Raw genomic sequence first — 13,581 nt, forward strand, 5'->3', positions numbered from 1 at the left:
CCCACTGCGAGCAGCGGGGGCCTTCGACGTATTGCCCGGTGAGAGCAATGGCGGAGGATACGAGATTCGAACTCGTGAGGGGTTGCCCCCAACACGCTTTCCAAGCGTGCGCCCTAGGCCACTAGGCGAATCCTCCGCGGCAAACAATACAAGACGTTGAGGAGTGCTCGCGAACCCGTTCCCCTCCGGCTCCCCTCCGGCTCGTCCGGGGCGGTTGCGGAAGGTGGGGCAGTGGACTCGCAGGGGTGGGGATCGGCTATGGTGGGCTTCAGCCCCTCACGTGGCGCTATCTGACTGAACTCCCCCAGGGCCGGAAGGCAGCAAGGGTAGGTCGGCTCTGGCGGGTGCGTGAGGGGCCCTTGTGTTTCCAGGAGGGTGCGGGGGCGGCGCTTCGCCGGTCCGGGGCCGGTTGTCGGTCCGCCCGGATAACCTCGTATGTGTGTCGTCCCTCGCGCTGTACCGCCGCTATCGCCCCGAGTCGTTCTCCGAGGTCATCGGGCAGGAGCATGTCACTGACCCGCTGCAGCAGGCCCTGCGGAACAACCGGGTCAATCACGCGTACCTGTTCAGCGGTCCGCGCGGCTGCGGCAAGACGACCAGCGCGCGCATCCTCGCCCGCTGTCTGAACTGCGAGCAGGGGCCGACACCCACGCCGTGCGGGGAATGCCAGTCCTGCCGGGACCTCGCGCGCAACGGGCCGGGATCGATCGATGTCATCGAGATCGACGCCGCGTCGCACGGTGGCGTGGACGACGCCCGTGATCTGCGGGAGAAGGCGTTCTTCGGGCCCGCGTCGAGTCGTTACAAGATCTACATCATCGACGAGGCGCACATGGTCACATCGGCGGGGTTCAACGCCCTGCTGAAGGTGGTCGAGGAGCCGCCGGAGCACCTCAAGTTCATCTTCGCGACCACCGAGCCCGAGAAGGTCATCGGCACCATCCGGTCGCGTACACACCACTACCCGTTCCGTCTTGTGCCGCCGGGGACGCTGCGCGAATATCTCGCCGAGGTCTGCGGCAAGGAGAACAGCCGCGTCGAGGACGGCGTGCTGCCGCTCGTCGTGCGGGCCGGGGCCGGGTCCGTGCGTGACTCGATGTCGGTGATGGACCAGCTGCTGGCCGGCGCGGGCGACGACGGTGTGACATACGCCATGGCGACCTCGCTGCTCGGTTATACGGACGGCTCGCTGCTCGACTCGATCGTGGACGCCTTCGCGGCGGGAGACGGGGCCGCGGCCTTCGAGGTTGTGGACCGGGTGATCGAGGGCGGCAACGACCCGCGCCGCTTCGTCGCCGACCTCCTGGAGCGGCTGCGTGACCTGGTGATCCTGGCCGCCGTGCCGGACGCCGGGGAGAAGGGCCTGATCGACGCCCCCGCCGATGTCGTCGAGCGGATGCAGGCCCAGGCGTCCGTCTTCGGTGCCGCCGAGCTGAGCCGCGCCGCCGACCTGGTCAACGAGGGGCTGACGGAGATGCGCGGGGCCACCTCGCCGCGCCTCCAGGTCGAGCTGATCTGTGCCCGGGTGCTGCTGCCCGCGGCCTTCGACGACGAGCGTTCGCTGCAGGCCCGGCTGGACCGGCTGGAGCGCGGCGCGTCCTTCGCGACCGCGGGTACGGGGCCCGCCATGGGATACGTACCGGGGCCGGAGGCTCTGGCCCATGCCCCCGTCCCCGTCGCCCCGGCCGTACAGCCCGGCGCCGGACCCGCTGCCGCGCGTGCGGCGGTACGGGGAGAGGCACCCGCCCCCGCGGCACCGCCCGCCCCCGCCGCGGCGCCCCCGGCACCCGCTCAGCCCGTGGCACCCGTTGCTCCCGCGGCTCCGCAGCCGCCGACCGAGACCCCGGCCCCGGCTCCCGCGGGCGGCCAGCGCCCCGGTGCCTGGCCCACCGCGGCCGCGCCGGAATCGGGCCGTCGTCCCGGTGGCTGGCCGACCGCTTCCGCCCCCGGCCAGTCGCCGGTCCCGCAGGCAGCCCCGGCCACCGCCCCGGCCCACGTCGCGCCCGCGGCGCTGGTGCCCGCCGCCGAACCCGGTCCGGGAATGACACAGGGCGCCGGCCAGGTACGGAACATGTGGCCGGACATCCTGGAGGCCGTGAAGAACCGCCGCCGGTTCACCTGGATCCTGCTCAGTCAGAACGCCCAGGTCACCGGCTTCGACGGCACCACCCTGCAGATCGGCTTCCTGAACGCGGGCGCGCGCGACAATTTCGCGAGCAGCGGCAGCGAGGACGTGCTGAAGCAGGCCCTCGCCGAGCGGTTCAACGCACAGTGGAAGATCGAGGCGATCGTCGACCCGTCGGGCGGTGCGGGCGCACCCCCGCAGACCGGCGGCGGCCGCCCCTCCGCCGCACCGCCCGCGCCGCAGCGTCCGGCCCCCGCGCCCCAGCAGAGTTACGAACCCCGGCCCGCCCCCGCCCCGCACCAGCAGCCAAGTGCCGCCGCCGCGGAGCCCGTACCGCAGCCGTACGCCGCGCCCGAACGCCCGCGGTCGGTCGCTCCCGAGGACGACACCCCGGAGGCGGACGACCCGGACCTCGTCGACTCGGCGCTCTCCGGGCATGACCTGATCGTCCGCGAGCTGGGCGCCACGGTGGTCGAGGAGTTCACCAACGAGTAGCAACGAGCAGCGGGGTGCCCGGGTCGCCCGGCCGGGGTGCCCAGGGTGTCCACCGAGCGGCGTCCGTCGAGGCCGCCGCGCCCCGGCGGCTAGGCTGCACCCCGTGAAGGTCCTCGTCATCGGCGGCGGCGCCCGCGAACACGCCCTGTGCCGCTCTCTCTCCCTCGACCCCGACGTCACCGCTCTGTACTGCGCTCCCGGCAACGCCGGCATCGCGGAGGTGGCCGAACTGCACCCGGTCGACGCACTCGACGGCGCCGCCGTCGCGCGCCTCGCCACTGACCTGGGCGCCGAGCTGGTGGTCGTCGGCCCGGAGGCGCCGCTCGTCGCCGGGGTCGCCGACGCAGTCCGCGCCGCGGGCATCCCCTGCTTCGGCCCCTCCGGCGAGGCGGCCCAGCTGGAGGGCTCCAAGGCGTTCGCCAAGGACGTGATGGCCGGGGCAGGCGTCCCGACCGCCCGCAGCTACGTCTGCACCAGTCCCGCTGAGATCGACGCCGCCCTCGATGCCTTCGGCGCCCCGTACGTCGTCAAGGACGACGGTCTCGCCGCAGGCAAGGGCGTCGTTGTCACCGGCGACATCGAGGCGGCCCGCGCCCACGCCCTGGCCTGCGACCGCGTGGTGATCGAGGAGTTTCTCGACGGCCCCGAGGTCAGCCTCTTCGCGATCACGGACGGCACCACCGTGCTGCCGCTCCAGCCCGCGCAGGACTTCAAGCGCGCCCTGGACAACGACGAGGGCCCGAACACCGGCGGCATGGGCGCGTACTCCCCGCTCCCGTGGGCCGACCCCAAGCTGGTCGACGAGGTCATGCAGTCGGTGCTCCAGCCGACCGTCGACGAGCTCCGCCGCCGCGGCACCCCGTTCTCCGGGCTGCTGTACGCGGGCCTCGCGATCACGTCGCGCGGCGTCAGGGTGATCGAGTTCAACGCCCGTTTCGGTGACCCCGAGACCCAGGTGGTCCTGGCCCGTCTGAAGACTCCGCTGGCCGGTGTCCTGCTGGGCTCCGCCAACGGCACCCTGGACGAGCTGCCCGCGCTCAAGTGGCGCGACGAGGCCGCTGTCACCGTGGTCATCGCCTCGCACAACTACCCGGGTACGCCGCGTACGGGTGACCCCATCGAAGGGCTCGACGATGTGGCGGCGCAGGATGCCCCGCACGCGTACGTCCTGCATGCGGGGACCAGGCGGGACGGCGACACGATCGTCAGCGCGGGCGGCCGTGTGCTGTCGGTGACCGCGACCGGCAAGGACCTCGCGGCCGCCCGTGAGCGCGCCTACACGGCGGCGGGCCGGATCCGGCTCGACGGTTCGCAGCTCCGTACGGACATTGCCCAGAAGGCCGCAGAGGCCTGAGACCGGACTGGACCGGACTGGTCCGGACCGGGCTGGACCGGGGACCCGGCGAGCCGAAACCGGACCCGTCCGGTCCGCTCCGGATCGGACGGGTCCGCTCCGGATCGGACGGGTCCGCTCCGGATCGGACGGGTCCGCTCCGGAGCAGGGCGCGGGGGCCGGGTACGTCATCCCCGAACGGCCCGTCCCCGGCCGCGGCTCAAGACACCCCGGACCCCCCGTCGACACCCATTGACGCGCCGCTGCCTCAAGGACAGCGGCGCGTCAGCACCTTTGCCCAAAGCCATTCCATCGAGTGACGGCTGAGCCATCCGGATGACGCCCGCCGAGGCCCCAACTAGGGTGCGGCGCAAGCATTCCGGCACTTGGCCCACTGGCATTGCGATGTCAGTGACGGGTGCCACAGTGGGGGAGTGAACAACACCGCCGCGGGGGCAGAGGGGGTGACGTCCGGCAGTGTCCGGTACCGGTACAAGTAAGGAGCTGGGTGCGCAGAGTGCGCGTGCCCGCGCTCTGGCTCTGCTGCGCATCCGCAGCAGAGCGACCGCCGCAGCCATCCTGCCGTCGGCGGTGGCCGTCGTGCTGCTCGTCGCCGGCGCACAGGGCCACGCCGTCGGCAGCGGCTGGGACACGGCGCGCTGGGCCGTGACGGCCTGCGCGGCCGTCGTGCTCCTGCTCGCCGCGGCGGTCGCGGTCGCGATCGTGCGGGCGAGGCCGGCGGTCAGTCCGACCGTCCCGCTCCCGGAGGACGCCGCCCCCGATCTCTACCGCCTGGTCAGGGACCTCGCCGAGCGGCTCGGGGTTCCCGCGCCCTCGGCGATGGCACTCACGCCCGACTGCGACAGCTGGCTGGAGGACCGTACACACCCCTCGGCGCAGCCCGGAGCGGATCAGGGAGCGCGTTTCGCGGGCCGGGCCCGCCGTCGGGTGCGGGCGGCGCCCGTGCTGGTCATCGGTTCGCCGTTCCTGTGGTGGATGCGGGTCGCGGAGCTACGGGCGGTGCTCGCCCCGGTCGTCGCGGGCACGGGCCCCTCCGCGCATCCCGACATAGCCGCGGCGCGTCGTTTCGTACGAGGGCTGGACGGAGCGGTTGCCGACGCGGCCACGCCCGTTTCCGGGCCGCTGTCCGGGGTGCGCAGAGTGCCGCGGGCCTTCGTCGGCCGGGTCGCCCTGTTGCTGCTGCGCACCTGTCGTACCCATGCCGTGGAGATGGAGCGGGGCGTCGCCGCCGCCGCGTCGGATCGTGCACAGGGTGTGGATTACGGGCTGCGGATCGTCGCCCAGGAGCAGGTCGGCCTCGCCTACGCGGGCTGGGACCGGCTGCTGACCCGCGTCGCGCTGCCCGCCTGGCAGATGGGCCGCTGGCCGTCCCGGCTGGACGCGGGTGTCGTGTCCGCCCTCACCGAGCTCTCCCGCCGCGACCGGCTTGCCGGCGGATTCACCTCGCGGCTCGGCGAGCGCCCCGCCTGTGACCTCCTGGAGGAGCCGGGTGCGGCCGACGAGGCGGCATCGCTGCTGGCGGCCCGGCTCTTCCACGGCGGGCCGGCGGAGACCGGTCCGGACTGGTCGCCGGTCGACTGGCAGCAGTATCCGGAAGAGGTGGTCGACCGGAAGTGGCGCATTGAGGCCGCACGCCTGCACCGTGTCCTCGACTCGATGGGTACGGCGCCCGCCTCGTCCGACGACGGCTCCTCGGACGATCCCGACCGTCCCGCGTTTCCTGTCGACGCCACAGTGCCCACGCTTGCCCGTGTCGTCGAGCATCTGGCAGGCCGGTGCGGGAGCGGCGAGGAGCTCGCGGCCGGGATCAGCGCCGCGGTGGCCCGTGAGGAGGCGGCGGCCCAACAACCCCCGGTCGGCGGCACATCGAGCCCGGTGGGCGCCCGGAGCGCCGCTCGCACGGGTGGGGACGTCCTGGATTTCTGGGGCCCCGATTTCCTCCCGCTCTTCCCGCTCCAACCACCCCGTACGGGTACGGAACTGCTCGCCGACCATGTCGCGGCGATGGTCTGCTGCGCCGCCGTCGACACGGCGGGCGCGGCGCCCGGACTCGACTGGCTCGACGGTCCCGCGCTGCTGGTCGGCGGCGAGCGCCGGGCGGATCTGGGCAGCCCCGTCCTCAGCCTGGTGGAGGACGGGGACGCGGAGCCGCTGCGTTCCTGGCTCGCCTCGGTCGGCGTGCGCACCGACAAACCCGTCCGTCTCGTCTGAACCACGGACATACGGTGCCGGGCGCTGCCCCGGCACCGCCGAGAGCTGGACTACCCGCGTGAGGGAGCAAGTTCGAGAGACCTTTCGACCAGCGGGACAAGGTCGTGGCCGAGCTGCCTCGGCCTGCGAGGGGACACCAGGTGAAGAGCGCCGGAAAGGCCGTGGCACAGCCGAGCCGCAGGCTCCCTGGAACGAGATCGTGTCCGGGCCGTGGAGGGGAGGCCACTACTGGACGGACACCCTGGGCGAAATTCATCAAGCCGTGGTCGGTGGCAAGTCGAGCTGGTCATCAGCCTGCTCACTCGCCCCGGCCACGGACCTGCCGAGGACGTCGACCACCTGGCCGCCGAGATCCCCGACGGCCCACGCACTGCCGGGCGCTCCATACCGTCCAGCAGTCGGCCCGGAGCGCCGCCCAGGCTGTCCGCGACGGATACGTCACCCTGGTCCGGTGCAACGGTGCAACGGTGTCGCCCGCCGGGCCGAGTCTTGAAGCGACGAGCATGGCCACGACGGCGTCGCCGGGGGCCACCGTACCCCCAATACCCGGAAGCATACGTTCCGTTCACGTCAATTCGCGACGAACGGTGACGGAGTGCATGCGTTATGTGATGTGCTGGGGATCAACGCTGACAGTCGGCACACCACAGTTGTCTCGGGGGACCAGAGAGGGAAGCGGTATGGGGGCGGAGCAGATTCGTCGATGGGAGTCGGGTGCCCTCGCGCACGCCGTCTCCGACCCCTTCGGCCAGGGCCCGCTGCCCTGGCTGCGCGGCAGTGAGAACTACTTCGACGACACCGGACATGTCGTCCCCTGGTACGCGGACCACACCCTGGCCCGCAGCTCCACCGACGGTGGCACCCACACGGCCGACGATGTGCGCCGCCAGATCAAGGGCTTCACCTCCACGGGCGCCGCGGCCCCCGGAGAGGCGATCGACTTCCACATCACCGTGGACCCGCCCCAGCAGTTCTCCGTGGACATCTACCGCATCGGTCACTACGGGGGCGACGGCGCCGCCAAGATCACCACAAGCCCCCGGCTCTCCGGCATCGTCCAACCCGCCCCGCTCACCGCCGACCGCACGGTCTCCTGCCACCACTGGTGGCAGTCCTGGCGGCTGCAGATCCCCACCTACTGGTCGATCGGCGCGTACGTCGCCGTGCTCACCACGGTCGACGGATACCGCTCCCACATCCCGTTCACGGTCCGCGACGACCACCCGGCCGATCTGCTGCTGGTCCTGCCCGACGTCACCTGGCAGGCGTACAACCTCTACCCGGAGGACGGCCACACCGGCGCCAGCCTCTACCACGCCTGGGACGAGCACGGCCGCCTCCTGGGCGAGGAGGACGCCGCGGTCACCGTCTCCTTCGACCGCCCGTACGCGGGCGCCGGTCTGCCGCTCCACGTCGGTCATGCCTACGACTTCATCCGCTGGGCCGAGCGGTACGGCTACGACATCGCGTACGCCGACACCCGCGATCTGCACGCGGGCCGGATCGACCCGGGCCGCTACCGGGGCCTGGTCTTCCCCGGCCACGACGAGTACTGGTCGGTGCCCATGCGCCGTACCGCCGAACTCGCCCGCGACGGCGGCACCTCGCTCGTCTTCCTCTCCGCCAACACCATGTACTGGCAGGTCAGCCTTTCCCCGTCACCGTCCGGCGTGCCGGACCGGCTGCTCACCTGCCGCAAGCGCCGTGGCCCGGGGAAGCCCGCGCTCTGGCGCGAGATCGACCGCCCCGAGCAGCAGCTCCTCGGCATCCAGTACGCGGGCCGGGTCCCGGATCCGCACCCCTTGGTCGTGCGGAACGCCGAGCACTGGCTGTGGGACGCGACGGGCGCCGGCGAGGGCGACGAGATCCAGGGTCTGGTCGCGGGGGAGGCCGACCGTTACTTCCCGCGCACCGCACTCCCCGAGCACGAGAACCGCATCCTGCTCGCCCACTCCCCGTACCGGGACAGCGAAGGAGCCAAGCGCCACCAGGAGACCTCCCTGTACCGCGCCCCCTCCGGCGCTCTCGTCTTCGCCTCCGGCACCTTCGCCTGGTCCCCGGCGCTCGACCGCCCCGGCCACGTGGACACCCGTATCCAGCGCGCCACTGCCAATCTCCTCGACCGCATCTGCAAACGCGACTGACCTGGTTCGCAGATCCCCGCACACCCTTCATCCGATCTCGTCGGGCGTGCAGCTCACATGTAACTCCCCTACAGCTGGGGCGTTTTGTGACGTGGGGCGCTGTGGCGTCGACGGTGTCCTTCGGGCCCCGTCCCGGCAGGGGCCCGGCGTACCGGGCAGGGCCGATCGAGGAATGCGGGCGGCCCCGCTCCACCCCACTCCCACCGCATACGGGAGAATCGGTACGACTCCTGGATCAACCTACGCGGAGGCAGCGTGTCCGGATTTGTAGAAAAGCCCGAGCCAGTGCAGGTCCCGGGGCTCACCCACCTCCACACCGGCAAGGTGCGCGACCTGTACCGGAACGAGGCGGGCGACCTCGTCATGGTCGCCAGCGACCGTATGTCCGCGTACGACTGGGTCCTGCCCACCGAGATCCCCGACAAGGGCCGGGTGCTCACCCGGCTCTCGCTGTGGTGGTTCGACCAGCTCGCCGATCTCGTACCGAACCACGTCCTGTCCACGGAGCTCCCCGACGGAGCCCCTGCTGACTGGGCCGGCCGGACGCTGATCTGCAAGTCGCTGCGGATGGTCCCGGTCGAGTGCGTCGCCCGCGGCTACCTCACCGGCTCGGGACTCGTCGAATACAACGAGTCCCGCACGGTCTGCGGCCTCGCACTGCCCGAGGGCCTCGTCGACGGCTCCGAACTCCCGGCGCCGATCTTCACCCCCGCCACCAAGGCGGCCGTCGGCGACCACGACGAGAACGTGAGCTACGAGGAGGTGGCCCGCCAGGTCGGCGCGCAGACCGCCGCCCAGCTGCGCCGCATCACACTGGACGTGTACAGCAAGGCCCGTGACATCGCGCGCGAGCGCGGGATCATCCTCGCCGACACGAAGTTCGAGTTCGGCTTCGCTCCCACGGCCGACGGCGGTGAGGAGCTGATCATCGCGGACGAGGTGCTGACCCCGGACTCCTCCCGCTTCTGGCCCGCGGCCACCTGGGAGCCGGGCAAGGCCCAGCCCAGTTACGACAAGCAGTTCGTGCGTGACTGGCTGACCTCGCCGGCCTCCGGCTGGGACCGCAAGAGCGAGCAGCCGCCCCCGGCGCTGCCCCAGGAGATCGTGGACGCGACCCGGGCGAAGTACCTGGAGGCGTACGAACTCCTCACCGGCACGCCCTGGCAGTAAGCAGCCCCCGGAACACGAAGAAGCCCCCCGACCGAAAGGCCGGGGGGCTTCTTACTGAACAGAGCGGACGACCAGGTTCGAACTGGCGACCTCAACCTTGGCAAGGTTGCGCTCTACCAACTGAGCTACGTCCGCAAGCGCCGAAGCGCGATGACCACTATACCCATCCTCGCTCGCGTGCGAGACGCACCGCCGCATGACGGTTCTCCGCCCCGAGCTTCGAGGCGGCCGCGGAGAGGTAGTTCCGTACGGTTCCCTGCGACAACGACGCCCGCTCCGCGATCTCCGCGACCGGCGCGCCGTCGGCCGCCAGCTCCAGCACCTCGGCCTCGCGCGCGGTCAGCGGCGAGTCCCCGGCGGAGATCGCGTCGGCCGCCAACTCCGGATCCACATAACGGTTTCCGTCATGCACGGTACGGATGATCCCAGCCAGCTGCCGGGCACTGACAGTCTTCGGTACGAAGGCCCGCACGCCTGCCGCGAGTGCCCTCTTCAGATGTCCCGGCCGGCCGTGACTCGTCACGATCATCGTCCGGCAGCCGGGCAGTTCGGCCCGCAGGGATGTGGCAACACTCACACCGTCGGCGCCCGGCATCTGAAGATCGAGGACCGCCACATCGGGGCGATGGGCCCGTGCCATGGCCAGGGCCTCCGGGCCGGTCGCCGCCTCCGCGACCACCACGAGGTCGTCCTCCAGGGCGAGCAGCGCGGCCAGCGCGCCCCGGATCAGATGCTCGTCGTCGGCGAGCAGCACTCGTACAGCCGTCATCGTCGCTCCTCCTGAAGAGCCGGGGCAAGGGCCGGGTCCGTGCGCGGCAGCGGGGTCGTGGCCGTCAGCCGGAACAACCCGTTCCCCGCCGGACCCGCGTCCAGCGAACCGTCGAGTGCGTGAAGCCGCTCCCGCAGCCCGGCCAGCCCGGAGCCGCCCGGCCCGGCGACGGCCCGCGGCGCCCCGTCGTTCTCCACGTCCAGCACCACCGCGTCCGCCGAAGCGCGCAGCCGGATCGTGCAGTGCCGCGGATCGCCGTGCCGCAGCACATTGGTCGCCGCCTCCCGCACCACCCAGCCGAGCGCCGCATGCACGGGCGCGGGCAGCGGACCGCCGTCATGGCCCTCCACCGCGCATTCGATCCCGGCCGCCCGCAACACGCTCTGTGCGCCCATGAGTTCGGTACTCAGATCGGCCTCCCGGTATCCACGTACGACATCGCGCACCTCCTGCTGGGAGGCGCGGGCGATGCGCATCACTTCGACCATCTGGTCCATGGCCGCCGGCTTGCCGCGCTGGGCCAGCTCCACCGCCAGCTCGCTCTTCAGCGCGATCACGTCCAGATTCCGGCCCAGGACGTCGTGCATGTCCCGGCCGAACCGCAGCCGCTCCTCGGCGACAGCCAGCCGGGTCTCCACGTCCTGCGCCTCACGGAGCTTCCACATCACGCCCAGCGACCAGGCGGACATCCGCGTGGTGCCGGACATCATCCCGCTGCCGAACGCCGTCGCGAGAAGCGCTGAGGTCATCAGCGCACCGCCGCCGCCGAGCAGCCCCACCACGGCGCACACCCCGGCCGAGACGGCGGCCTGCTGCAGCATCGACACCCACCCCGGCACGATGAGCACGAAAGCGCAGGAGAACGGCACCACACAGGCGCTGAACACATATCCCGGATCGGGGAATTCGCGGACACCCGTGTACGAGGCGAGGGCCAGCACCGCGGCCACGTTCGCCACCATCGACGCGGCTGCGACGACGGCCAGCCGCTGCTCCACGGCCGGCCCGCCCGAGAGCGCTCAGCCGCCCGGACATCGTTGTGCTCGTCATGCGGCAGCCACCTTCCCCGACTCCGACACGCTCTGCGCGATATCGAGAAATGCCTCTTCGAGCGAGGCCGACCGGGCATCGAGCCCGAGCAGCGTCACGTCCGACTCCCGCGCCCAGCCCAGCAGTTCATCCAGCGACTCCTGCAGCTGGTGGGTACGGATCTCGATCCGGCGGCCATCGGCCGCGGCTCGCAGCGGCAGCGGAAGCCAGGCAGCCGGGACCCCTTCGGGCAGCTCGAACCGGATACGGGCGGGGCGGGCCGCCGTCACCTCGGCGGTGGTGCCCGCCGTCACGATCCGCCCCCGGTGCATGATCGCCAGCCGGTCGGCGAGCGCCTCGGCCTCCTCCAGGTAGTGCGTGGTGAGCAGGACGGTGATCCCGCCGTCGCTCAGCGCCCGCACCAACTCCCAGGTGTCGCGCCGTCCCTCGGCGTCGAGTCCGGTGGTCGGCTCGTCCAGGAACAGCACCTCGGGCCGGCCGAGCAGGGCCAGTGCGAGGTCGAGGCGTCGCCGCTCGCCGCCGGAGAGCTGCTTGACCCGTACGCCCGCCCGGTGGCTGAGCCCGACCAGCTCCAGCGCCTCACCGGTCGGCCGGGCGCCGCTGGTGCACCCCGCCCACATCCGTACGGTCTCGGTGACCGTCAGCTCGGACGGGAAGCCTCCTGGAGCATCACCCCGATCCGCGGCCGGACGGCGGCGCGCTCGCGGTACGGGTCGTGGCCGAGCACCCGCACCGTGCCGCCATCGGGCCGGGCCAGCCCCTCCTCTTTCCTGCGCCGTTCGTACCGAGCAGAGCGAAGAGTTCGCCGCGCGCCACCGAGAAGGAGACACCGGTCACGGCCTCGAAGCCGCCGGCATAGCGCCGCCGCACATCGCTCGCCTCGATCACGGGATCGATCGCCGAGTCGGTCGCGGAAACGATCGCGGAGTCCGTCATGGAACCGGTCGCGGGATCGTCTGTGCTGTCTGCCACGGTGCCGCCCGCACGGTCGCTGGGAATGTCGTCGCTGGTCATGCCTACAGATTTCCGCCGGATCGGCGCCGCGAGCAGTGCGAGCTGTCACCACTGCTCATGACAAACGTCATGAGCATGAGGCAAGGAGCGCGGGTGGGAATACGACGAAGGCCCTGGTCGATATCGACCAGGGCCTTCAAAAAACCGATCAAGAGCGGACGACGAGATTCGAACTCGCGACCCTCACCTTGGCAAGGTGATGCTCTACCAACTGAGCCACGTCCGCATTGCTGCCGCTTATGGTACTCCCCTTGAGGAGATCCATCGAGCGGTGCGAGCACTACTCTACCCGATTCACCGGAGTGGTCGGTAAGAGCGATGCAGAGCGGGTGACAGGAATTGCACACTGCGCCTTCCCCCTGGAAGGGGGATGTTCTGCTACTGAACTACACCCGCACGCTGCGTGAGGTTCGGCTTTGCGGCCTTGCCCCTCGGCGTGCTCCAGACTTTAGCCGACCCGCAGGGGGGTAGTGCAAGTCGGTGGCCACGGGGTGTCGCCGAGGGGTGTGCCGGAGTGTTGGCGGCCGGTCGCCGACCGGCCCCGGCGGCGGGTCCGGGCGGTCTGTCCGCGGGCCCGGTTCTCAACTGGCTTCGCGGAACGCCTCGTAGACCTTCTTGGGGATCCGGCCGCGGGCCGGCACCTCCATCTGGTGGGAGCGGGCCCAGGCGCGCACGGCCGCCGGGTCCGGTGCGAGTGAGGTGTGCCGGTAGAACGCAGGGGTCTTGCCGCGCTTACTGGCATTTGTCTGCTTTCGACCGGCCGCCATGTACGGCGCCAGGGCCTTGCGCAGTTTCTTTGCATTGGACGGATTGAGGTCGATCTCGTACGACTTCCCGTCCAGGGCGAAGGTAACCGTTTCCGCCGCTGCTCCCCCGTCGATGTCGTCGAAGAGCCTGACCACTACGCGCTGAGCCACGGATATCGGTCCTTTCCTACGGCATCGGCGCGTCTGGGACATGTGCTGATGCCGGCCTTCCGGCTGTCAGGCGGATGCGAGTCGACCGGTGTCGACTGTTTAGGGGCAATGCTGCATTCCCCGGTAATCATTTGTACAGCGGTGGGTGCCGCATTGTGAAGCCCACCCAATTACCTCCGCGTGTCAGCCTTCTATGTGTGCTGCCGATGAGGATTTTTTGCAGGACTTTCCCCATGTGTTGTCACGGCCGATATCTGGGCGTGATCAAGGACTCTCGATATCTACCCGCGTAGAATTTCTGGCCAGGTAGGCTGAGGGAACCTGCGGGGGTC

At 71.0% G+C, this 13,581-nt stretch carries 7 protein-coding genes, 4 tRNA genes, 1 other RNA gene and 2 pseudogenes; 6 read left to right on the plus strand and 8 right to left on the minus strand.

The annotated features are described in order from the left end of the window. Positions 1-48: 48 nt before the first annotated feature. Positions 49-136: transfer RNA gene (locus ABTZ94_RS14675), tRNA-Ser, on the minus strand. A gap of 131 nt (positions 137-267) precedes the next feature. On the opposite strand from ABTZ94_RS14675, the gene ffs reads away from it, so the two are divergent. From ffs to ABTZ94_RS14705, 6 genes are all read left to right on the plus strand, one after another. Then, positions 268-364: signal recognition particle sRNA small type (ffs, locus tag ABTZ94_RS14680), an RNA gene on the plus strand. A 75-nt stretch (positions 365-439) separates the two neighbouring features. Continuing rightward, positions 440-2,620: a DNA polymerase III subunit gamma and tau gene (locus ABTZ94_RS14685; protein WP_351201029.1), complete on the plus strand. Its 2,181-nt coding sequence runs from the start codon at positions 440-442 to the stop codon at positions 2,618-2,620. Positions 2,621-2,723: 103 nt separating this feature from the next. Beyond that, the gene (gene purD / locus ABTZ94_RS14690; protein ID WP_351201031.1) at positions 2,724-3,974 is read left to right on the plus strand and encodes a phosphoribosylamine--glycine ligase; all 1,251 of its coding nucleotides are present in this window, start codon (positions 2,724-2,726) and stop codon (positions 3,972-3,974) included. A 456-nt stretch (positions 3,975-4,430) separates the two neighbouring features. Continuing rightward, positions 4,431-6,185 carry a M48 family metalloprotease gene (locus ABTZ94_RS14695; RefSeq protein WP_351201033.1) on the plus strand — a complete coding sequence of 585 codons (1,755 nt, stop codon included), beginning with the start codon at positions 4,431-4,433 and terminating at the stop codon, positions 6,183-6,185. A gap of 680 nt (positions 6,186-6,865) precedes the next feature. Then, on the plus strand, positions 6,866-8,329 hold the full coding sequence (locus ABTZ94_RS14700; protein WP_351201035.1) for a N,N-dimethylformamidase beta subunit family domain-containing protein: 1,464 nt from the start codon (positions 6,866-6,868) through the stop codon (positions 8,327-8,329). A gap of 255 nt (positions 8,330-8,584) precedes the next feature. Then, positions 8,585-9,499, plus strand: coding sequence for a phosphoribosylaminoimidazolesuccinocarboxamide synthase (locus ABTZ94_RS14705; RefSeq protein WP_351201037.1), 915 nt, complete (start codon positions 8,585-8,587; stop codon positions 9,497-9,499). Between the two features lie 62 nt (positions 9,500-9,561). Here the strand turns inward: ABTZ94_RS14705 and ABTZ94_RS14710 are convergent. The 7 genes and pseudogenes from ABTZ94_RS14710 to ABTZ94_RS14740 all read right to left on the minus strand — a co-directional run bounded on the left by ABTZ94_RS14710 (position 9,562) and on the right by ABTZ94_RS14740 (position 13,249). After that, positions 9,562-9,634, minus strand: a tRNA-Gly gene (locus tag ABTZ94_RS14710). Positions 9,635-9,656: 22 nt separating this feature from the next. Further along, a complete protein-coding gene (locus tag ABTZ94_RS14715) occupies positions 9,657-10,268 on the minus strand; it encodes a response regulator (RefSeq protein WP_351201039.1) in 612 nt (203 codons plus the stop codon). Beyond that, positions 10,265-11,239 (minus strand): annotated as a pseudogene (locus ABTZ94_RS14720) (sensor histidine kinase); the annotation flags it as partial. The pseudogene ABTZ94_RS14720 and the gene ABTZ94_RS14715, both read right to left, overlap by 4 nt. A gap of 75 nt (positions 11,240-11,314) precedes the next feature. Next, positions 11,315-12,254 (minus strand): annotated as a pseudogene (locus ABTZ94_RS14725) (ABC transporter ATP-binding protein). Between the two features lie 231 nt (positions 12,255-12,485). Beyond that, positions 12,486-12,558 (minus strand) — tRNA-Gly (locus ABTZ94_RS14730). A 98-nt stretch (positions 12,559-12,656) separates the two neighbouring features. Further along, positions 12,657-12,728 (minus strand) — tRNA-Gly (locus ABTZ94_RS14735). A gap of 185 nt (positions 12,729-12,913) precedes the next feature. Continuing rightward, a complete protein-coding gene (locus tag ABTZ94_RS14740; RefSeq protein WP_351201041.1) occupies positions 12,914-13,249 on the minus strand; it encodes a histone-like nucleoid-structuring protein Lsr2 in 336 nt (111 codons plus the stop codon). Positions 13,250-13,581 lie beyond the last annotated feature (332 nt).

The organism is Streptomyces sp. NPDC002785 (assembly GCF_040295565.1).
Classification (GTDB): Bacteria; Actinomycetota; Actinomycetes; order Streptomycetales; family Streptomycetaceae; genus Streptomyces.

Bases quoted from the DNA above. Each gene is read 5' to 3' on its own strand.
- ABTZ94_RS14715 (WP_351201039.1), bottom strand. From the start codon at position 10,268: ATGACGGCTGTACGAGTGCTGCTCGCCGACGACGAGCATCTGATCCGG.
- ABTZ94_RS14700 (WP_351201035.1), top strand. From the start codon at position 6,866: ATGGGGGCGGAGCAGATTCGTCGATGGGAGTCGGGTGCCCTCGCGCAC.